20 protein-coding genes are annotated in these 18810 nt (G+C 65.1%); 11 read left to right on the top strand and 9 right to left on the bottom strand.

The window, feature by feature from the left end:
• Positions 1 to 1578, top strand: a complete 1578-nt coding sequence (locus tag AC1DZT_RS08305; RefSeq protein ID WP_478006146.1) for a 5-guanidino-2-oxopentanoate decarboxylase — start codon at positions 1 to 3, stop codon at positions 1576 to 1578.
• A gap of 120 nt (positions 1579 to 1698) precedes the next feature.
• On the opposite strand, the gene AC1DZT_RS08300 is transcribed toward AC1DZT_RS08305, so the two are convergent.
• A complete protein-coding gene (locus tag AC1DZT_RS08300) occupies positions 1699 to 2199 on the bottom strand; it encodes an Lrp/AsnC family transcriptional regulator (RefSeq protein ID WP_478006145.1) in 501 nt (166 codons plus the stop codon).
• Between the two features lie 177 nt (positions 2200 to 2376).
• Between AC1DZT_RS08300 and trxB the strand changes: the two genes are divergently transcribed.
• The 3 genes from trxB (at position 2377) to AC1DZT_RS08285 (ending at position 5946) form a co-directional block, all read left to right on the top strand.
• Positions 2377 to 3315, top strand: a complete 939-nt coding sequence (trxB, locus tag AC1DZT_RS08295; protein WP_478006298.1) for a thioredoxin-disulfide reductase — start codon at positions 2377 to 2379, stop codon at positions 3313 to 3315.
• A 294-nt stretch (positions 3316 to 3609) separates the two neighbouring features.
• A complete protein-coding gene (locus tag AC1DZT_RS08290; RefSeq protein ID WP_478006144.1) occupies positions 3610 to 5322 on the top strand; it encodes a bifunctional sulfate adenylyltransferase/adenylylsulfate kinase in 1713 nt (570 codons plus the stop codon).
• Between the two features lie 75 nt (positions 5323 to 5397).
• On the top strand, positions 5398 to 5946 hold the full coding sequence (locus tag AC1DZT_RS08285; RefSeq protein WP_478006143.1) for an NADPH-dependent FMN reductase: 549 nt from the start codon (positions 5398 to 5400) through the stop codon (positions 5944 to 5946).
• Here AC1DZT_RS08285 and AC1DZT_RS08280 read toward each other — a convergent pair.
• The 3 genes from AC1DZT_RS08280 to AC1DZT_RS08270 form a co-directional block, all read right to left on the bottom strand.
• Positions 5921 to 6403, bottom strand: coding sequence for a cytochrome b (locus AC1DZT_RS08280; protein WP_478006142.1), 483 nt, complete (start codon positions 6401 to 6403; stop codon positions 5921 to 5923). The genes AC1DZT_RS08285 and AC1DZT_RS08280 overlap by 26 nt on opposite strands.
• Positions 6404 to 6621: 218 nt before the next feature.
• Entirely contained in the window at positions 6622 to 6861 is a 240-nt protein-coding gene (locus tag AC1DZT_RS08275) for a DUF1150 family protein (RefSeq protein ID WP_478006141.1), read from the bottom strand.
• A 12-nt stretch (positions 6862 to 6873) separates the two neighbouring features.
• Complete coding sequence (locus tag AC1DZT_RS08270) at positions 6874 to 7287, bottom strand: Hsp20 family protein (protein ID WP_478001893.1); 414 nt, start codon at positions 7285 to 7287, stop codon at positions 6874 to 6876.
• 220 nt (positions 7288 to 7507) lie between these two features.
• On the opposite strand from AC1DZT_RS08270, the gene AC1DZT_RS08265 reads away from it, so the two are divergent.
• The 3 genes from AC1DZT_RS08265 to AC1DZT_RS08255 all read left to right on the top strand — a co-directional run bounded on the left by AC1DZT_RS08265 (position 7508) and on the right by AC1DZT_RS08255 (position 9420).
• On the top strand, positions 7508 to 7726 hold the full coding sequence (locus tag AC1DZT_RS08265; protein WP_478006297.1) for a YdcH family protein: 219 nt from the start codon (positions 7508 to 7510) through the stop codon (positions 7724 to 7726).
• Positions 7727 to 7874: 148 nt separating this feature from the next.
• Positions 7875 to 8360, top strand: coding sequence for a 5-(carboxyamino)imidazole ribonucleotide mutase (gene purE / locus AC1DZT_RS08260; protein WP_478006140.1), 486 nt, complete (start codon positions 7875 to 7877; stop codon positions 8358 to 8360).
• Positions 8353 to 9420, top strand: a complete 1068-nt coding sequence (locus AC1DZT_RS08255) for a 5-(carboxyamino)imidazole ribonucleotide synthase (protein ID WP_478006139.1) — start codon at positions 8353 to 8355, stop codon at positions 9418 to 9420. The genes purE and AC1DZT_RS08255 overlap by 8 nt, the downstream gene beginning before the upstream one ends.
• A 3-nt stretch (positions 9421 to 9423) precedes the next feature.
• Here AC1DZT_RS08255 and AC1DZT_RS08250 read toward each other — a convergent pair whose 3' ends face one another.
• Both AC1DZT_RS08250 and AC1DZT_RS08245 read right to left on the bottom strand, forming a co-directional pair.
• The gene (locus AC1DZT_RS08250; protein WP_478006138.1) at positions 9424 to 9828 is read right to left on the bottom strand and encodes a low affinity iron permease family protein; all 405 of its coding nucleotides are present in this window, start codon (positions 9826 to 9828) and stop codon (positions 9424 to 9426) included.
• Between the two features lie 23 nt (positions 9829 to 9851).
• Positions 9852 to 10616: an alpha/beta hydrolase gene (locus AC1DZT_RS08245; protein WP_478006137.1), complete on the bottom strand. Its 765-nt coding sequence runs from the start codon at positions 10614 to 10616 to the stop codon at positions 9852 to 9854.
• 111 nt (positions 10617 to 10727) lie between these two features.
• Here AC1DZT_RS08245 and AC1DZT_RS08240 point away from each other — a divergent pair, with 111 nt between their 5' ends.
• From AC1DZT_RS08240 to AC1DZT_RS08225, 4 genes are read left to right on the top strand one after another with little or no spacing between them, the layout of a single operon-like run.
• Positions 10728 to 11627, top strand: coding sequence for a DMT family transporter (locus tag AC1DZT_RS08240; RefSeq protein ID WP_478006136.1), 900 nt, complete (start codon positions 10728 to 10730; stop codon positions 11625 to 11627).
• Positions 11628 to 11665: 38 nt separating this feature from the next.
• Complete coding sequence (locus AC1DZT_RS08235; protein ID WP_478006135.1) at positions 11666 to 12121, top strand: NUDIX domain-containing protein; 456 nt, start codon at positions 11666 to 11668, stop codon at positions 12119 to 12121.
• The gene (locus tag AC1DZT_RS08230) at positions 12118 to 12618 is read left to right on the top strand and encodes a GreA/GreB family elongation factor (RefSeq protein ID WP_478006134.1); all 501 of its coding nucleotides are present in this window, start codon (positions 12118 to 12120) and stop codon (positions 12616 to 12618) included. Before AC1DZT_RS08235 ends, AC1DZT_RS08230 begins: the two co-directional genes overlap by 4 nt.
• A complete protein-coding gene (locus AC1DZT_RS08225; RefSeq protein ID WP_478006133.1) occupies positions 12600 to 13097 on the top strand; it encodes an N-acetyltransferase family protein in 498 nt (165 codons plus the stop codon). Before AC1DZT_RS08230 ends, AC1DZT_RS08225 begins: the two co-directional genes overlap by 19 nt.
• A gap of 296 nt (positions 13098 to 13393) precedes the next feature.
• Here AC1DZT_RS08225 and groL read toward each other — a convergent pair whose 3' ends face one another.
• From groL to AC1DZT_RS08210, 3 genes are all read right to left on the bottom strand, one after another.
• Positions 13394 to 15046, bottom strand: a complete 1653-nt coding sequence (gene groL / locus AC1DZT_RS08220) for a chaperonin GroEL (protein ID WP_478006132.1) — start codon at positions 15044 to 15046, stop codon at positions 13394 to 13396.
• A 66-nt stretch (positions 15047 to 15112) separates the two neighbouring features.
• A complete protein-coding gene (locus AC1DZT_RS08215; protein WP_478001881.1) occupies positions 15113 to 15400 on the bottom strand; it encodes a co-chaperone GroES in 288 nt (95 codons plus the stop codon).
• A gap of 217 nt (positions 15401 to 15617) precedes the next feature.
• On the bottom strand, positions 15618 to 18731 hold the full coding sequence (locus tag AC1DZT_RS08210; RefSeq protein WP_478006131.1) for a beta strand repeat-containing protein: 3114 nt from the start codon (positions 18729 to 18731) through the stop codon (positions 15618 to 15620).
• Positions 18732 to 18810 lie beyond the last annotated feature (79 nt).

Raw genomic sequence — 18810 nt, 5'->3', positions numbered from 1 at the left:
ATGCGCACCGTCGGAGAACGTCTGGTCGAAGGTCTGGAGGCGCGCGGCGTCAGCACCGTCTTCGGCATCCCCGGGGTCCATACGGTGGAGCTTTACCGCGGCCTCTCGGGCTCGAAGATCCGCCATGTGACGGCGCGCCACGAACAGGGCTGCGCCTTCATGGCCGATGGCTATGCCAGGGTCTCGGGCCGGCCGGGGGTGGCCTTCGTGATCACCGGGCCGGGGCTGACCAATGCGCTGACGGCCATGGGCCAGAGCCGCGAGGATTCGGTGCCGGTCCTGGTGATCTCGGGCGTCAACCGGCGCGACAGCCTAGGGCGCGGCCTGGGACGACTGCACGAACTGCCCGATCAGCAGGCCATGGTGAGGACCCTTTGCCCGAGCCGGCAGATCACCAGCCCGGAAGAGGTCGGCCCGACGCTCGACTGGGCCTTCGCCCTTCTGACCAGCGGCCGCCCCGGCCCGGTCCATATCGAAGTGCCGACCGATGTGATGCCCCTGCCCTGCCCCGCCCTGCCCGCCCCTGCGACCCCGGCGCCCAAGGCCCTGCCGGCGGCGGCGGATCTGGTCCAGGCGGCCCGGCTTTTGAACGCGTCCAAGCGCCCGCTGATCCTCGCCGGCGGCGGTGCCCGTGGCCAGGAAGCGGCGCTGAAGGCCATGGCAGAGGCGCTGGACGCCCCGGTGATCCAGACCGTCAACGCCCGCGGCATGCTGCATGGCCACAGGCTCTGCATCCCGGCCTCGCCCAGCCTGGAACCGGTGCGCGACCTGATCCGCGGCGCCGACCGCATCCTCGCCATCGGGACCGAGATCGGCCAGACCGATTACGACATGTATGCCGATGACGGCGTGCCCGACCTCTCCGCGATGATCCGGATCGACACCGACGCGGCCCAGCTGGCCCGCCACAAATCCACCCTCAACCTGCAAGGCGATGCCGGGGCGACGCTGGCGGCCCTTCTGCCGGCGATCACGGCGCGTGAGGCCGATGGCAGCGCCCGCGCCGCAAGGACCCGCGCGGCCGCCCGCGCCATCCTCGGCGAACTGGCCGCCACCATGCCCGGCCAGCTCGACATGGTCGAGGCGATCCGCGCGGCCCTGCCGCAATGCCTGATCGTGGGCGACAGCACCCAGCCGGTCTATGCCGGAAACCTCTATTACGACCATGACCGGCCCGGCGGCTGGTTCAACGCCGCCACCGGCTTTGGCGCGCTCGGCTTCGGGCCCGGGGCGGCGGTCGGCGCCGCCATGGCCGCACCCGGCACCAAGGTCGTCTGCCTGATCGGCGACGGAGGCCTGCAATTCTCGCCCGGAGAGCTGCGCACGGCGGTGGATGAGCGCCTGCCGATCACCTTCCTCGTCTGGAACAACGCCGCCTTCCGCGAGATCGCCGAGGCCATGCGCGGCGCCAATACCGAGATCATCGGCTGCCACCCCTCGCCCCTGCGGATGGAACCCTTCGCCGCGGCCTGCGATCTGCCCTTCACCTCGGTGCCGCAGGAACCCGATGTGCTGCACTGGGCGCTGTCGCAACCCTGCGACGGCCCCCGCATGATCGAGGTGCGCGTCACCCTGTGACGTACTTCCTGCGATTTGCTCTTTGCCCAAATACTCCCGCCGGAGGCACCGATTTTTCGCAGAAAAATCGTCCTTCCGGCAGGCAGTCACGATTTTTCTGCGAAAAATCTGGCCCTTGCGTCAGGCGTTGCGCGCCAGTCGCGCTTCCAGCACGTCGAAGGGCAGGCCCGGCTCATCCTTGGCGCAGCGGATCACCAGGCTGGTCTTCACATTGGCGACATTCTCGGCCTTCAGAAGTTGCTCGGTCAGGAAGTTCTGGAAGGTCGACAGATCCGGCGCCACGCATTTCAGGATGAAGTCGATCTCGCCATTCAGCATGTGACACTCGCGCACCAGGGGCCAGGCGCGGCAGCGGCCCTCGAAAGTGGCGAGATCCGCCTCGGCCTGGCTCGACAGCCGCACCATCGCGAAGACCTGCACCTCGAAGCCCATCTCCCGCGCGTCGATATCGGCGTGGTAGCCGCGGATATAGCCTGACTCCTCCAGCGTGCGGACCCGGCGCAGGCAAGGCGGCGCCGAGATGCCGACCCGGCTCGCCAGCTCCACATTGGTCATCCGCCCATCGGCCTGCAACTCCGCCAGAATCTTGCGGTCAATCGGGTCGAGTTTCGAGACGGCCATGGAGCGCTCCTTCAATTTGCACTTTCGTATGCCGATAGCGGCTTTTGCGCAATATTGTTTCACCTTTGCGCAAGAAAAAGTCGCAAGACCCCGCAAGGCTGGCATGACATGCGGGCCCTTCCCCCAAGCCCCGGCATTGCCTATATCACAGCCTCGGAAAACCGGATGAGGGCGAAAATGGGCGAGACGCGGCATACCAAGGTTCTGATCATCGGCTCGGGTCCGGCGGGCTATACGGCGGCGGTCTATGCGTCGCGCGCGATGCTGCAGCCGATCCTGGTGCAGGGCCTGCAGCCCGGCGGCCAGCTGACCATCACCACCGAGGTCGAGAACTGGCCCGGCGATGTGCAGGTCCAGGGCCCCAACCTGATGGTCCGGATGGAAGAGCACGCCCGCGACATGGGGGCCGAGATCATCTCTGACTATATCACCAGCCTCGATCTGCAGAAGCGGCCCTTCACCGCCCAGTCGGACAGCGGCACGGTCTATACCGCCGATGCGGTGATCCTTGCGACCGGGGCCCAGGCGAAATGGCTCGGCCTGCCCTCGGAGGAGAAGTTCAAGGGCTTTGGCGTTTCGGCCTGCGCCACCTGCGACGGGTTCTTCTACCGCGGCAAGGAGGTCGTGGTGATCGGTGGCGGCAATACCGCGGTGGAAGAGGCTTTGTTCCTGACCAATTTCGCCTCCAAGGTCACGCTGATCCACCGCCGCGACTCCTTGCGCGCCGAAAAGATCCTGCAGGACCGGCTTTTCAAGCATCCCAAGATCTCGCTTCTCTGGAACAGCGAAGTGACCGAGGTTCTGGGCACCGACGAGCCCTCCTCCGTCACCGCCGTGCGCACCCGCAACCTGCAGACGGGCGAGGTCAAGGACGTGCCCTGCCATGGCTTCTTCGTTGCCATCGGCCATGCGCCGGCCTCGGAACTGGTGAAGGACCAGCTGCCCCTGCACAATGGCGGCTATGTCCAGGTCGAGCCGGGCAGCACCCGCACCGCCATCCCCGGCGTCTTCGCCGCGGGCGATCTGACCGACCATGTCTACCGTCAGGCCGTCACTTCGGCCGGGATGGGCTGCATGGCGGCGCTCGACGCCGAACGCTGGCTGTCGGGCCACTGACGCAAACCGGCTTGCGCGCCCCTTGAGGCCGCGCAAGCCCCCGCACGCGGCCAGGGCGCGTGTCTTTCTGGAAGACCCCTGCCGATCTGAAATGCGCGGATCGGCGCGAACCTTCTTCCTCCTTCTTTCCTTCGACCAAAAAACTGGCCCCGATCAGCGGGATTTTGCGGCATTTTCGCCCTTTTTCTCAGGAACGGCGCCCTTCGGCTTGATTGTTCGGCGCATTCCGGGTCAAAAGCCGCTGCAACGGGCGGCAGGCGCTGCCCTTCTGGTTGTCCTAAAAGCGAGCTCCTGATGTCGATTTCCAACCACGCCCCGATTCCCGATCTCTATGTTTCCGCGTCGGATGCCGCCCGCCTGAAGGTCGAGGCCGGCTCCATGCCCTCCTGGGATCTGACGGCCCGCCAGGCCTGCGATCTGGAGCTTTTGATGAATGGCGGCTTCAGCCCGCTCAAAGGGTTCAACACCGAGGCCGATTACAACAACGTCGTCGAGAACATGCGTCTTGCCGATGGCACGCTGTGGCCGATGCCGATAACGCTGGACGTGTCGGAAAAGTTTGCCGAGGGCGTCGCCCCGGGCACCAAGATCGCGCTGCGCGATGCCGAGGGTGTCATTCTGGCCGTGATGACCGTTTCGGACAAATGGGTGCCCAACAAGAAGCTCGAGGCCGAGAAGGTCTTTGGCTATGGCGCCGATGACCTTGCCCATCCGGCGATCAACTATCTGCACAATGTCGCAGGCCCGGTCTACCTCGGCGGCCCGATCGAAGGGCTGCAGGCCCCGGTCCACTACGATTTCAAGGCCCGTCGCGACACGCCGAACGAATTGCGCGCCTATTTCAAGAAGCTGGGCTGGGAAAAGGTCGTGGCCTTCCAGACCCGCAACCCGCTGCACCGCGCCCACCAGGAGCTGACCTTCCGCGCCGCCAAGGAAGCCCAGGCCAACCTCTTGATCCACCCGGTCGTCGGCATGACCAAGCCGGGCGACGTGGACCACTTCACCCGCGTCCGCTGCTACGAGGCGGTGCTGGACAAGTATCCGCAGTCGACCACCACCATGTCGCTCTTGAACCTCGCCATGCGCATGGCCGGCCCGCGTGAGGCCGTCTGGCACGGGCTGATCCGCAAGAACCACGGCGTCACCCACTTCATCGTCGGCCGTGACCATGCCGGCCCGGGCAAGAACTCCCAGGGCAAGGATTTCTACGGTCCCTATGACGCGCAAGAGCTCTTCACCAAATACGAATCCGAAATCGGCGTGAAGATGGTCGACTTCAAGCACATGGTCTATGTGCAGGAACGTGACCAGTACTACCCCGCCAACGAAGTGCCGGAAGGCTGCACGGTTCTGGACATTTCCGGCACCGAACTGCGCCGCCGCCTGCGCGAAGGTCTGGACATCCCGGCCTGGTTCTCTTTCCCGGAAGTCGTCGCGCAGCTGCGCAAGACCTCGCCGGCGCGCGACAAGCAGGGCTTCACCGTCTTCTTCACCGGCCTGTCCGGCTCGGGCAAGTCGACCATCGCCAATGCGCTGATGGTCAAGCTGATGGAAATGGGCGGCCGTCCGACCACCATTCTGGACGGTGACGTGGTGCGCAAGCATCTGTCCTCGGAACTCGGCTTCTCGAAAGAGCACCGCGACATCAATATCCGCCGCATCGGCTATGTCGCCTCCGAGATCACCAAGAACGGCGGCATCGCGATCTGCGCGCCGATTGCGCCCTATACCGCGACCCGCCGCGCCGTGCGCGAGATGGTCGAGGCCTATGGCGCCTTCATCGAAGTGCATGTCGCGACCTCGGTCGAGGATTGCGAAAAGCGCGACCGCAAGGGCCTCTACAAGCTGGCCCGCGAAGGCAAGATCAAGGAATTCACCGGGATCTCCGACCCCTATGAAGTCCCGACCAATGCCGAGCTGGTGCTGGCCACCACCGGGGTCGAGGTCGACCATTGCGCGCATCAGGTCATCCTGAAGCTGGAGCAGATGGGCCTGATCAAGGGCTGATCCCGCGTCCTTCGCCGGAAAGATCAGACGCCGCCCCGAGGTTCAGGGCGGCGTTTTGCATGAGGGGGAGGAAGGATGCGCATTCTGGCTTTGTCTGGCAGCCTGCGGGCGGCTTCGACCAACACCGCCCTGTTGCACGCGCTGGCGCGGGCGGCCGAGCCGCCGCTGCGGGTGGAAGTCTGGACTGGCCTTGCCAGCCTGCCCGCCTTCTCACCCGATCTTGAGGGTGACCTCACGCCCGCCCCGGTGCTGGCCTTTGCGGCAGAGGTGGCGGCGGCCGATGGGCTGGTGATCGCCTGCCCGGAATATGTCCATGCCCTGCCAGGCGCCTTCAAGAACGCGCTGGACTGGCTGGTCTCGCGCCCCGAGCTTACGGCCAAGCCGATCGCCCTGATCCACGCCTCGCACCGGGGCGAGGATGTGCTGGCCGATCTGCGCCGGGTGTTGGCCACCGTCTCCTCGGGCTTTGCGCCCGAGGTCTTTGCGCGCTTTCCACAAGGCAAGCGCAGCCCCGCCGAGGTGGAGGCTGCGATGGCCGAGCCGGGACAGGTGGCAGAACTGCGCGCCTATCTCGCCCGCTTTGCCGATCACATAAGGATCAGCGCAGCGGGGTCATCTTGCTGAGGACGCGGTCCTTCAGGACATAGTGGTGGAAGATCGCCACGGCGGCATGGCCCAGGATGAAGACCATCAGCACATTCATCAGCAGCACATGCAGATCGCCGGTGCTGTCGGTCATGCCGAACCAGGTCACCGCGCCAAGGACCGGCACCGCCAGCATCAGAAGGTAAAGCACCAGATGCCCCGCCTCCGCCGCCCTTGTGGCAAGGGTCTTCGGCCCTTCGAGTGCGGGCGCGCCGGTCATCAGGCGCACCACGATGCGCAACAGCACCAGCGCCAGCAACAGCGTGCCCGCCCAGACATGCCAGACCGGCGTCAAGCCAAGGACCGGGTCGCCGGCCAGACGGGCATCCAGCGCCTCGCCCATGCCCTCGGAGATGAAGTAGTTTGCCGCAATCAACAGGGCAACCGCCCAGTGAAGCCCGATCTGTACGCCGCTATATGCTGTTCTGGAGGCCATTCTCGTCTTCCTTCGGGATCTGGCAGGGTGCGGCCTGTCCGCCCCTGTTCCGTTGTTCTGCTACTGCATAAAGCGTGGCCGTGCAGATGCAGCAATATCCCGGAAGGCTTAAGAAATCGGCGAAATCGCCCCTATAACTCCAGTTTTAGGGGGATATTCTGCTCGGCATTCTGCTTATCCGCGCCGAGCAGACCTTGTTTTACAGGGCCAGGGCCGCCTCAGTGCACCGAGACCGGCGCCATGTCGTTCTGGCGGGCCAGTGCGAAGGCAAGCTTGCGGTCGGCCACCAGGGCCAGCCTTTCGCCATCGGGGCGGTGCACGGCATAAAGCGTCTTGAACCCCTCGGCCTGTTGTTGCAGCTCGGCCGACAGATCGGCCACCGCGACCGGGCGCACATAGACGATGGCGCGCTCCGCGACCAGGTCAGCGCCCGGCAGATTGTCGAATTTCACATCCATGATCTTGCCCTTTCACTTCGAACCAATGCGGATGGTTTGCACCACCGTCTCGGGCGCCTGCCGATGCAGATCGACATGCAGAAGCCCATGTTCCAGATCGGCGCCGCCGACCTCCACCCCATCCGCCAGCACGAAGCTGCGCTGGAAGGCGCGGGCGGCGATGCCACGGTGCAGATAGACGCGGTCCACGATATCCTCGGCCTGACGTCCGCGGATCACCAGCTGGCGATCCTCCACGGTGATCTGCAGGTCCTCCTCGCGGAAACCGGCGACGGCCAGGGTGATGCGGTAGGTATTGTCCGAGGTCGCCTCGATGTTGAAGGGCGGGTAGCCCTCCGAGGCGGTCTTGGCGGTACGCTCGACCAGTCTTTCAAGCTGTTCAAAGCCCAGAAGATAGGGATGGGCGCCAAAAGTCAGTTTTGTCATGCTCATGTCCTTTCGCAAGCGACATATCCGGGCGGACCCCGAAGGCATCCGCATGGGTGAAATATGGGGCGGCGGGGCGCGGGCTGCAAGAGGGGGATCGCCCGGGCGCGGGCGGGAAGAAATCTGCGCTGAGGCGTTCATTTCCCTGCTGAATTTTCGCCCAGACGCGACGAATCATTGTATCATGTCGGGCATGACATCCTTTTTCCGCGACCCGCCCATGAATGCCTCGAACGAGTTGAACTTTGACGAAATGCTGCGCATCCGTCTGGAAGTGCTGCGGCGTGAGCATCGTGATCTGGATGAGGCCGTCCATGCCCTGGAACTCTCCGGCCGCCCGGATCAGCTGACCCTGCGCCGGCTGAAAAAGCAGAAACTGTCCTTGAAAGACCAGATCGTGAAGATCGAGGACGACATGATCCCCGATATCATCGCCTGAACCGCCGGACCAGGGCGCAGGTCTCCGGGTGTAGGATGGGCAATCTGCCCATCTTGCCGGACCGTCGTGGCCGGACGGGGCGCGTGATCCTCTCTCTTGCCCTGAACCCCTCCCCAGTATAATTCGACCCATCACCTTGGAGGGGCCGATGGGCGTTCAGGTCGCAATTATCATGGGCAGCCAGTCCGACTGGCCGACGATGAAGGAAGCAGCCCTCGTGCTGGATCAGCTGGGCGTGGCTTACGAGGCCAAGATCGTCTCGGCCCACCGCACGCCGGACCGGCTGTGGGATTTCGGCAAAAGCGCCGTCGCCCGCGGCTTGCAGGTGATCATCGCCGGTGCCGGGGGGGCTGCGCATCTGCCGGGCATGATGGCCTCCAAGACCAGGGTGCCGGTGATCGGTGTGCCGATCCAGACCCGGGCCCTCTCCGGCGTCGACAGTCTTTATTCCATCGTCCAGATGCCCAAGGGCTATCCGGTCGGCACCATGGCCATCGGCGCCGCGGGTGCGGCCAATGCGGGCCTGATGGCGGCGGGAATCCTCGCCCTCAACGATGCCGACCTCGCCGCAAGGCTCGACGCCTGGCGCGAGGCGCTTTCCGCCTCGATCCCGGAGGAGCCGAAAGATGAGTGAACTGCCGCAAGGATCGGTCATCGGCATTCTCGGCGGCGGGCAACTCGGCCGGATGCTGTCGGTTGCAGCCTCGCGCCTTGGCTTTCGCTGCCATATCTATGAACCCGGCGCCAATCCTCCGGCGGGCGAGGTGGCCCATGCGGTGACCACGGCACCTTACGAGGATGAAGCCGCCCTGCGCGCCTTTGCCGCCAGCGTCGATGTCATCACCTACGAGTTCGAGAATGTGCCGACCTCGGCGCTCGACCTTCTGGAAAGCCTCAAGCCGATCCGCCCGAACCGAAAGGCGCTGGCGACCTCGCAGGACCGGATGCTGGAGAAGGATTTCCTCACCTCCCTCGGCCTGCCGACCGCGCCCTATGCCGAGGTCGCCACCCCCGCCGATCTGGAGGCCGCGATTGCCACGGTCGGCACGCCGTCGATCCTGAAGACCACCCGGCTTGGCTATGACGGCAAGGGCCAGGTCCGCCTCCCCTCCCCCGATGCGGCCGAGGCGGCCAGGCTCGGCATGACGCAGCCTTGCGTGCTGGAAGGTTTCGTGACCTTCAGCCACGAGGTTTCCGTCATCGCGGCACGCGGCCTTGACGGTTCGGTCGCCTGTTTCGACCCCGGCGAGAATGTCCACAAGGACGGCATCCTGCGCACCACCACGGTTCCGGCCAAGCTGACCCCCGGCCAGCGCACCGATGCGATCCTGCTTGCGGCCAAGATCCTCAACGCGCTCGATTATGTCGGCGTGCTGGGGGTGGAGTTGTTCGTCACCGCAGAGGGCCTTATCGTCAACGAGATCGCCCCCCGAGTCCACAACTCCGGCCACTGGACGCAGAACGGCTGCGCGGTGGACCAGTTCGAACAGCATATCCGCGCCGTGACCGGCTGGCCTCTGGGTGACGGCTCGCGCCATTCCGATGTGGTGATGGAAAACCTGATCGGCGATGACGTTCTCAAGGTCCCCGCCATCGCGCGCGAGCGTCACGCCGCCCTGCACCTTTACGGCAAGGGCGCGCCGCGTCCGGGCCGCAAGATGGGCCATGTCAACCGGGTGAAACCGGCGAAGTGAGGCTCAGGCCTCGGGTGTGTCGGTATCCTCGATGCCCTGGGCCAGATTCTCGCGCGCGCTGCGGGCGAGGGCCGCATAGCGGCGGCGGAAGTCCTGCAGATGGACTTCCTCCAGCTCCTCCAGATCCATCAAGGCGTTATGGGCGCCCTTGGTGACCCGGATCAGCTCGTCCAGCTTGATCTGGATCGCCTTGGTGTCGCTGTTCTGGGTGTTCTGGATCAGGAAGACCATCAGGAAGGTGACTATCGTGGTGCCGGTGTTGATCACCAGCTGCCAGGTGTCGGAAAAGCCGAAGATCGGGCCGGTCACGATCCAGACCAGGATGACGCCGGCGGCGAGCATGAAGGCGGCCGGGCGTCCGGATTGCTGGGCGATGGCGCGGGCAATGGCGGCATAATGAAAGGGCATCGGCGGACCTGTGAAAGGAAGGGCTATGGCGTCGTTCTACGCCCTTCCGGCCCCGGCGCAATCAAGGATGCAAGGGCGCCGCGCCAGGTCATCCCCGGGGCAAAGGCGCCGGTGGCAAGGAAAGCAAGGGTTTGCGCGATCACCTCGGGCGAGTTCATCATGAAGGTGTGACTGGCCGGCAGGGTCAGATGCGCCTTCATGCCCGCGACCTTGGTCGAGGCGACCGAGACCGTGCCATCATCCGGCCCCGGCAGCATCCGCGAGAAGATGGGGTTGAGCGATCTTGTCCCGGCAATCACCCCCAGTTCGAAATCCGCCGGTGGCAGGCTGCGCGGCACCGAGCCGGGGCCTGTGCCCAGCTCTCCCCCCGCCGGGCCATTGACCCAGCGGAAGGCCGCCATGCCCCCCATCGCATCCACCACTTCCGAGCCCTGGTTGGGCGGGGCCAGCATCACCACCCGGCCCAGATTCTCCGGCCGGTTGTCGCGCAGCCACAGCCGCAAGAGGATGCCGCCCATCGAATGGGTGACGAAATGCACCTGCCCCCCCGGCGCACAGCGCGCAACGCGCGTGCCCACCCCTTCGGCCAGTTCGGCCAGCGTGGCCCGGGTCGAGGGATAGCTTTCGTTGATCACCTGATAGCCCCGCGCCCGCAAGGCGGCATCCATCAGCACCAGCGAAGCCTCGGTCCGCGCCAGCCCATGCAACAGCACGACGCAATCGGCACTGGCGGGCTTGGTCCCGAGTGCGGCAAGGGTGGTCAGGAACAGGGCGGCAGAGCGGCGCATTCCCCCTGATATGTCCCGCTGCCGCCCCGGCGCAAGGGCAAGGCGTGCCGGCTTGCCCGCGTCGGCGGCCAAGGCTATGCCAAGCCGGCGCAGGGCCTGAAGGAGAATGCGATGCCAGCGATCACGCGACCGGCCCGACCGCTCCAGGGCGCCGCCTTCATGGTGCTGGCGGGCCTGTGCTTTGCGGCGGCCAATGCGGTGACCTTCAAGGTCACAGCCTTTCTCGGCTTTCGGCCACAGTCCGATGCCTTCTGGCAATATGCGATCGCCACGCTCTTCTCGCTGCCCTACCTCTGGCGCGCGGGCATCGCGGGCCTGCGCAGCCGCCATCCCGGCCTGCACCTGATCCGCGTGCTTCTGTCGGCCCTTGGCGTGCAAGCCTTTACCGCCGCCTTTGCCAGCGGCATGGCGGTCTGGCATGTGGTGGCGCTGGTGATGACCTCGCCCTTCTTCGTGCTCTTGGGGGCCAGGATGTTTCTGGGCGAGGCGGTGTCGCCCCACCGCTGGATCGCGGCCGGGATCGGCTTTGCCGGGGCGATGGTCCTCTTGCGGCCCTGGGAGGGCGGGATGACCCTGAGCGCGCTTTACCCGCTGGCGGCAGCGCTTCTTTGGGGCGCAGCCTCGCTGATCACCAAGCGCCTGACGCGGGACGAGACGCAAAGCGCCATCACGCTCTGGCTTCTGGTGCTTTTGACGCCGATCAACGGGGTTCTGTCCTGGCAGGCCGGGTTCGAACTGCCCTCGGGCGAGGTGCTGGCGCTGTTGCTGGCCGGCGGGGTGATGATCTACGGCGCGCAGCATTTCCTGACGCTGAGCTATGCGGCGGCGGATGCGGGCTTTGTGCAACCCTTTGACGATCTGAAGCTTTTCTCCAACATCTTCGTCAGCTGGCTGATCTTCGGCGATGTGCCGCGGGGCAGCTACTGGCTGGGCATCGCGCTGATCCTCGTCGGCTCGACCTATCTTCTGTGGTCCGAGCGGCGGCAAGAGAGGGCCGCGGCCTTTGCATAAAAGCTGGACAAACGCGCCCTGACGCTTAAGCCTGAGGCATGGCCCCCAGATCCCCCCGCCTTGCCGCCCGTGCCCTGATCCTGCAAGAGAACCGGCTTCTCTTGGTCAATGCCTTCCCCGGCGGCAGGTCGGATCTGTGGTGCGCGCCCGGTGGCGGGGTCGAGGCCGGCGCCTCGCTGCATGCCAATCTGATCCGCGAGGTGCATGAGGAGACCGGCCTGCGGATCAGCGTCGGCGCCCCGGCCCTGATCAACGAATTCCACGACCCGGCGAGCGGCTTTCACCAGGTCGACATCTTCTTCCGCTGCACGGTGACCGGGGGAGAGATCGATCAGCGCTGGCGTGACCCGGCGCGCGTGGTGACCGACCGCCGCTTCTTCTCGCAGGCGGAGCTGCGCCAGCGGATGATCCGGTTCAAGCCCGACAGCCTGGTGCAGGTGGCCTGGGAGGACAGCGGCCTGACCTATGACCCGCTGGAGCGGCTGGTGCGATGAGCCGGGCCTTCGTGAAAGAGGGTGATGGCGGGCTCGACCCCCTGCCCGATCTGCCGCTGTCGCCGCATCCGAATTATGTGACGCCGCGCGGATTGGTGGCGCTGCAGGACCGGCTGCGCGCCCGCCAGGCCGATCTGGCGGCGCTGAAGTCCAGGGCCGACAGGCTCGACAAACTCCCCGAGGCGGCAGCCGAACGCGACATCAGGTATCTCGAGGCCCGGCTGCGCAGCGCGATCCCGGTCGATATTGCAGCACAAGGGGTGGAAACCGTGGCCTTCGGCCATCTGGTCACCGTCGCAGCCGAAGACGGCACGACCGCGCGCTACGAGATCACCGGCGAGGACGAGGCCGATCCAGCACAGGGCCGCATCGCGCCGCAATCGCCGCTGGCGCGCGCCTTGATCGGCGCCTCGATCGGCGATAGCGTCAGCTGGCGCAAACCCTCCGGCGCGGTCGATCTGGAGATCCTCGCGATAGAATGCCCAAACCAGCCCTGATCCGCCGTCTTGAGCCCCTTGCCGACCGCCCCGCCGTGGCCGATATGCTGCGCGAGGCGCAGGATTATTACCTGCTCTGGCGCGGCCACCCGCCCGGCGCGGTGGAGGTCGAGGAGGTCTTCACCGCCGGCCCGCCCAGCTGCGACGCCGCCCGCTCGCAACGGCTTGGCCTCTTTCTCGCAGGTCAGCTGAGCGGGGTGGCAGAACTCTCCTTCGGCTATCCCGCGCCGCAGGATGCCTACCTCGGCCTGATGATCCTCGCCCCGCGCGCCAGAAGCGCCGGTCTCGGCGCCGCCTTCTACGCCCATGTCGAGGCCGAGGCCCGCGCCAGCGCCTGCCCGCAGATCTGCCTTGCTGTCCTCGAAGCCAACCCACGCGGCCGCGCCTTCTGGGAACGCATGGGCTTTGCCGCCACCGGCATCTTCCGCGATGACGCCGAAACCGGTCACCGCATCCACCGTCTGGCCAAACCGCTCTGACCGGTGGGCGCGCGGCGGCTCCGGCCACGGGGGACTGCCGTCCCCCGCACCCCCTGCCTCAAGGGGAGGCACGCCTCCCCTTGAGAAACCCCAGTGGATATTTGCGCCAGTATGAAAGGGGCAAGATCGCCTCCGGCTTTCACACTGGGGCAAATATCCCCGCCGGAGGCACACCCGAGCCGGTTGGCCGCAGGCCAGAGGCGAGACAAGGTCTTGCGCCGCAGGCGCGCCTTTTGACAGGAAAAAGGGCGCCCCGGGGGACGCCCTTTCCGTATGTGCCTTTGGGCGGCAGCAGATTACATCATGCCGTCCATGCCGCCCATGCCGCCCATGCCGCCGGCGCCGCCCATGCCGCCAGCCGACTTCGGCTCGGGGCGATCGGCGATCATTGCTTCGGTGGTGATGAGCAGCGAGGCGATCGAGGCCGCATCTTCCAGCGCGGTGCGGGTCACTTTGGCCGGGTCGATCACGCCGAAAGCGAACATGTCGCCATATTCTTCGGTCTGAGCGTTGAAGCCAAAGGTCGGGTCGGTGGATTCGCGCACCTTGCCGGCCACGACAGCGCCATCGACGCCAGCGTTTTCAGCGATCTGGCGCAGCGGAGCTTCCAGGGCGCGACGCACGATGGAAATGCCGTTCTGCTGGTCGGAGTTGGCGCCGACGAGGTCATGCAGCACTTTCGCCGCCTGGACCAGGGCCACGCCACCGCCGACGACGATGCCTTCCTGCACGGCCGCACGGGTCGCGTTCAGGGCGTCGTCCACGCGGTCCTTGCGCTCTTTCACTTCGATCTCGGTCATGCCGCCGACGCGGATCACCGCAACGCCGCCAGCCAGTTTGGCCACGCGCTCTTGCAGCTTTTCCTTGTCGTAGTCCGAGGTGGTTTCCTCGATCTGGGTGCGGATCTGGGCGACACGCGCTTCGATCTCGGCCTTGGCGCCAGCGCCGTCAACGACGGTGGTGTTGTCCTTGGTGATCGAGACTTTCTTGGCACGGCCCAGCATGTCGATGGTGACCGACTCCAGCTTCATGCCGAGGTCTTCCGAGATGACCTGGCCGCCGGTCAGGATCGCGATGTCCTGCAGCATGGCCTTGCGACGGTCGCCGAAGCCCGGAGCCTTGACGGCGGCGATCTTCAATCCGCCACGCAGCTTGTTGACCACGAGGGTCGCCAGCGCTTCGCCTTCGACGTCTTCCGAGATGATGAGCAGCGGGCGCTGCGACTGGATCACCGCTTCCAGCAGCGGGACCATCGGCTGCAGCGAGGAGAGCTTCTTCTCGTGCAGCAGGATGAACACGTCTTCCAGATCGGCGGTCATCTTGTCGGCGTTGGTCACGAAGTAGGGCGACAGGTAGCCGCGGTCGAACTGCATGCCTTCGACGACTTCGACTTCGGTCTCGAGACCCTTGTTTTCTTCGACGGTGATCACACCCTCGTTGCCGACGCGCTGCATCGCATCAGCGATGAAACGGCCGATCTGGGCTTCGCCGTTGGCCGAGATGGTGCCGACTTGCGCCACTTCGTCCGAGTCCTTGACCGGGCGGGCCGCCGCCTTGATCGCCGCGACAACCTTGGAGGTCGCCATGTCGATGCCGCGCTTCAGGTCCATCGGGTTCATGCCGGCCGCGACGGCCTTCATGCCTTCGCGAACGATGGCTTGGGCCAGAACGGTGGCGGTGGTGGTGCCGTCGCCAGCTTCGTCATTGGTGCGGGAAGCGACTTCCTTCACCATCTGGGCGCCCATGTTCTCGAACTTGTCGGCCAGTTCGATTTCCTTGGCAACCGTCACACCGTCCTTGGTGATGCGCGGAGCGCCGAAGGACTTGTCGATGACCACGTTGCGGCCTTTCGGGCCCAGGGTCACCTTCACAGCGTCAGCCAGGATGTTCACGCCGCGCAGCATGCGGTCGCGGGCGTCGGTGTCAAAACGTACGTCTTTAGCAGCCATTGTGCTAACTCCCGTTTGAATGGATGGATGGAAGGCGGGCGGCGCCCGCCGGACCGGAAAGGCGACTTAGGAGATAATCCCCATGATGTCGCTTTCCTTCATGATCAGCAGTTCTTCGCCGTCCAGCGTCACTTCGGTGCCCGACCATTTGCCGAACAGGATGCGGTCGCCAGCCTTGACGGAGGGTGCGATCAGCTCGCCCGAATCCTTGCGCGCGCCTTCGCCAACGGAAACGATCTCGCCTTCAGCGGGCTTTTCCTTGGCGCTTTCCGGAATGATCAGGCCGCCCTTGGTTTTTTCGGTTGCGGCGATACGCTTGACCAGCACGCGGTCATGAAGCGGTTTGAAAGCCATCTGGTAACACTCCCTAGGTTCCAGGTTAATCTCGATTAGCACTCACGCACGTCGAGTGCTAACGACGCTTGAGGTAGGCATTTCGCGTGAGTCTGTCAACTGCCAAGGCATGAAAAACTGACCGATCAGCGGCGGAAGGTCGCTGGAAAAAACCCGGCCGGAGCGGGGGCTCCGGCCGGGTGGGACTGTTCAGCGAAGGGTGCCGCGCGGGCAGCGCTCAGATCACCAGGAAATCGGCATTGGTCAGCGCGAGGTTGGCATTGAGCACGGCAAACAGCACCGAACTGCCCGCACCATTGCCGTCGGCATCGTAGTAGAGGTTGCCGGTGTCGGTCTCGTAGATGATCCGGTCGGAGCCATCCGCCGCGAGGCCCGAGGCATTGGCCACGAAGGCCGAGGCCGCCAGAGCCCCGGTGCCGATTCCCGAAAAGATTGCATCGGCCAGGCGGATCGTGTCGTCGGCCACGTTGAAATCGGTGATGCGGTCGACATTGTCGATGCCGAATTCGGTATTGAAGACAAAGGCATCGGTGCCCGACCCGCCGGTCAGCCGGTCTGCCCCGGCGCCCCCGGTCAGCACATCGGACCCCGCGCCGCCGATCAGCGTGTCATTGCCGAAGCCGCCGCTCAGGGCGTTGTTCTGGGTGTTGCCGGTCAGCAGGTCGTCGCCATCGCCCGAGACGACATTCTCGATCGCGACCAGCTTGTCGAGGCCCTGCCCGGTGTCCTGTGCGTCGGTCAGGTTCAGATCGACGGTGATCTTGTCGGTGCCGACGAAGATCGCCGTATCGCTGCCATTGCCGCCGTTGATCAGGTCATCGCCGGTCCCGCCGGTCAGCGAATCCGCGCCATTGCCGCCGAAGAGCGAGTCGTTGCCGGCGCTGCCGTTCAGGGCGTTGTTGTATTCGTCGCCGCTCAGCTTGTCGTCATTGACCGAGCCGGTGAGGTTCTCGATGCTCGACCGCGTGGTGTTACCGATCCGCACGAAAGTGTCATAGCCCGCGGCCCGGGTGTTCTGCGCGCCGATGATGGAAAGGTCCGCCACGACGCCGCCCGCGCCCTCCTTGACGTTCTGGTAGGACACCGTGTCCGCCCCGTTGCCGCCGTCAAAGGCGTTGCGGCGCAGATCGCCGATCATCAGATCGTCATAGGCGCTGCCGGTGATGTTCTCGAAGTTGAGGACGGTGTCGACGATGGCGCCCGCGACGGCGGTCTGCGAGGTCAGATCGACGGTCACCGCCACGGTCGAGGCGGCATAGGAGACGGTATCGACCCCGGCCAGACCATCGAGGATGTTCGCCCCCTCGTTGCCCGCCAAGAGGTCGTTGTAGTTGCTGCCGGTCAGGTTCTCGAAGTTCGAGATGGTGTCGGTGCCCGAACCGCCGGTGGACTGCGCCCCGGTCAGCGACAGATCCAACGTGATGCCGGAGGTGGCGCCGAATTCGTAAGAGATCGTGTCGCCCTTCAGCCCGGTGGTCGTCTGCTGGCCGCCGCCGTCCACCACGTTGTCGCCGATATTGACCCAGACGAAGTTGTTGAGCCCGTTGCCATTGCCGTTCAGCGCATTGGTGCCCATCAGCCGCAGATTCTCGATCGAGGAGGCGAGGTTGTGGTTGATATAGGTCATCACCAGATCGGTGCCCGAGCTGTCGCTGATCTCGTCGCCGAGGTTGTCGATCACATAGGTGTCGTTGCCCGCCCCGCCGTCCATCTTGTCGGCCCCGGCGCGGCCATCGAGGAAGTTGGCGCTGGAATTGCCGAAAAGCCGGTTTTCGAGGTTGTTGCCGATGCCATTGGCGGCAGAGCCGTCGAGGTAGAGATATTCCACATTTGCCGTCAGCCGGTAGGACACGGTCGAATGCACCGTGTCGATGCCTTCCGTCGAACCTGCCTGTTCGATCACCACATCGGCGCCATCGACGTAATAGGTGTCATTGCCCTTGCCGCCGGTCAGCACATCGGCTCCGGCGCCGCCGTCCAGCACGTTGTTGCCGGCATTGCCGGTCAGCTCGTCGCTGAAGCCGCTGCCGGTCAGGTTCTCGATCCCGATCAGCTTGTCAAAGCCCGAGCCCTGGGTGTCCTGGAAGCCGGTGATGTTCAGATCGACGATCACCCCGGCGGTGGAGACGGCATTGACCGTGGTCACGGTGGTCAGGCTGGACAGGACGAGGCCGGTGAGGTTGACGCTGGCATAGGACACCGTGTCGATGCCGCCCTGCCCGTCCAGCACATTGTTGCCGGCATTGGCGAAAAGCGTGTTGTTCAGCGCATTGCCGGTCGCATTGAGATCGGCGGTGCCGAGCAGCCGCAGGTTTTCGACATTGTCGCCCAGCACATAGCTGATCGTGCTGGCCACGAGGTCGATCTGCGCCACGCTGTTGGAGCTTTCGAAGACCACGTCGCCCGCGTCATCGACGATGTAGATGTCATTGCCGTCGCCACCGGTCAGCGTATCGGCGCCATAACCGCCGTTCAGCACATTGGCTACGGCATTGCCGGTCACATGGTTGTCCAGCGCGTTGCCGATCCCGACCGAGTTGGAGATGCTGCCGATCAGCGACAGGTTCTCCAGGTTGGCGCCGAGAATATAGCTGATCGAGGAGACCACGCTGTCGATCTGGGCGGGGTCGCTGTTGGTCTCGTAGACCCGGTCGTTGGCGCTGTCGACGTAATAGGTGTCATTGCCATCGCCGCCGCTCATCGTATCGCCGCCGGTCAGGCCGTTCAGCACGTTGTCGGCCGCATTGCCGATCAGCACGTTGTTGAGCGTGTTGCCCGTGCCGTTGATCGCGAGATTGCCGGTCAGGGTCAGGTTCTCGACATAGTTGGTCAGGGTATAGGTGACCGAGGCCTCGACCCGGTCGATCCCCGCCCCGCTGATCGTGTTGTTCTCTTCGGTGACGACATCGGCCACGTTGTCGACCTTGTAGAGGTCATCGCCCAGCCCGCCCACCATGAGGTCGCCGCCCACGCCGCCATCCAGCGTGTCATTGCCGCCAAGCCCCACCAGCGCGTCATCCCCCGTGCCGCCGAGGATCAGGTTGGGCAGGTCGCCGTCGCTGCCCGTGGTGCCCTCGCCCACCAGAAGCACGCCGGGCGAGGCGAATTTCACATTGGGCAGCGCGGTGGCCGAGCTGACCCCCAGATCATCCAGCGAGATGCCGGAGAGCACGATCGAGGTGCCGTTCACCGAAAACTGCACCCCGCTCAAGGTTCCGTTGATCAGCAGCTCGGCCGGACGGATGGCGGTGTCGAAGAACAGCACGTCATGCAGGGGATCGAAGGTGATCTTCTGATTGTTGGTCAAAGTGCTGAATTTATAGATGGTCATGGGGCGTCCTGTACCGGCTTGGGGTGATGCACAAAGGATTCCGCTGATATCCTTTCAAATAGCGGCGAATGCGTGCAGC

It is taken from the genome of Rhodobacter sp. P1_C2 (genome assembly GCF_056406375.1).
The sequence above is the reverse complement of the archived record's forward strand: the minus strand, read 5'-3'. Positions and strand labels throughout refer to the sequence as shown.

Excerpts from the sequence above, each read along its gene's own strand:
- AC1DZT_RS08305 (WP_478006146.1), top strand. The coding sequence starts at position 1 with ATGCGCACCGTCGGAGAACGTCTGGTCGAAGGTCTGGAGGCGCGCGGC.
- AC1DZT_RS08300 (WP_478006145.1), bottom strand. The coding sequence starts at position 2,199 with ATGGCCGTCTCGAAACTCGACCCGATTGACCGCAAGATTCTGGCGGAG.
- trxB (WP_478006298.1), top strand. The coding sequence starts at position 2,377 with ATGGGCGAGACGCGGCATACCAAGGTTCTGATCATCGGCTCGGGTCCG.
- AC1DZT_RS08290 (WP_478006144.1), top strand. The coding sequence starts at position 3,610 with ATGTCGATTTCCAACCACGCCCCGATTCCCGATCTCTATGTTTCCGCG.
- AC1DZT_RS08285 (WP_478006143.1), top strand. The coding sequence starts at position 5,398 with ATGCGCATTCTGGCTTTGTCTGGCAGCCTGCGGGCGGCTTCGACCAAC.
- AC1DZT_RS08280 (WP_478006142.1), bottom strand. The coding sequence starts at position 6,403 with ATGGCCTCCAGAACAGCATATAGCGGCGTACAGATCGGGCTTCACTGG.
- AC1DZT_RS08275 (WP_478006141.1), bottom strand. The coding sequence starts at position 6,861 with ATGGATGTGAAATTCGACAATCTGCCGGGCGCTGACCTGGTCGCGGAG.
- AC1DZT_RS08270 (WP_478001893.1), bottom strand. The coding sequence starts at position 7,287 with ATGACAAAACTGACTTTTGGCGCCCATCCCTATCTTCTGGGCTTTGAA.
- AC1DZT_RS08265 (WP_478006297.1), top strand. The coding sequence starts at position 7,508 with ATGAATGCCTCGAACGAGTTGAACTTTGACGAAATGCTGCGCATCCGT.
- purE (WP_478006140.1), top strand. The coding sequence starts at position 7,875 with ATGGGCGTTCAGGTCGCAATTATCATGGGCAGCCAGTCCGACTGGCCG.
- AC1DZT_RS08255 (WP_478006139.1), top strand. The coding sequence starts at position 8,353 with ATGAGTGAACTGCCGCAAGGATCGGTCATCGGCATTCTCGGCGGCGGG.
- AC1DZT_RS08250 (WP_478006138.1), bottom strand. The coding sequence starts at position 9,828 with ATGCCCTTTCATTATGCCGCCATTGCCCGCGCCATCGCCCAGCAATCC.
- AC1DZT_RS08245 (WP_478006137.1), bottom strand. The coding sequence starts at position 10,616 with ATGCGCCGCTCTGCCGCCCTGTTCCTGACCACCCTTGCCGCACTCGGG.
- AC1DZT_RS08240 (WP_478006136.1), top strand. The coding sequence starts at position 10,728 with ATGCCAGCGATCACGCGACCGGCCCGACCGCTCCAGGGCGCCGCCTTC.
- AC1DZT_RS08235 (WP_478006135.1), top strand. The coding sequence starts at position 11,666 with ATGGCCCCCAGATCCCCCCGCCTTGCCGCCCGTGCCCTGATCCTGCAA.
- AC1DZT_RS08230 (WP_478006134.1), top strand. The coding sequence starts at position 12,118 with ATGAGCCGGGCCTTCGTGAAAGAGGGTGATGGCGGGCTCGACCCCCTG.
- AC1DZT_RS08225 (WP_478006133.1), top strand. The coding sequence starts at position 12,600 with ATGCCCAAACCAGCCCTGATCCGCCGTCTTGAGCCCCTTGCCGACCGC.
- groL (WP_478006132.1), bottom strand. The coding sequence starts at position 15,046 with ATGGCTGCTAAAGACGTACGTTTTGACACCGACGCCCGCGACCGCATG.
- AC1DZT_RS08215 (WP_478001881.1), bottom strand. The coding sequence starts at position 15,400 with ATGGCTTTCAAACCGCTTCATGACCGCGTGCTGGTCAAGCGTATCGCC.
- AC1DZT_RS08210 (WP_478006131.1), bottom strand. The coding sequence starts at position 18,731 with ATGACCATCTATAAATTCAGCACTTTGACCAACAATCAGAAGATCACC.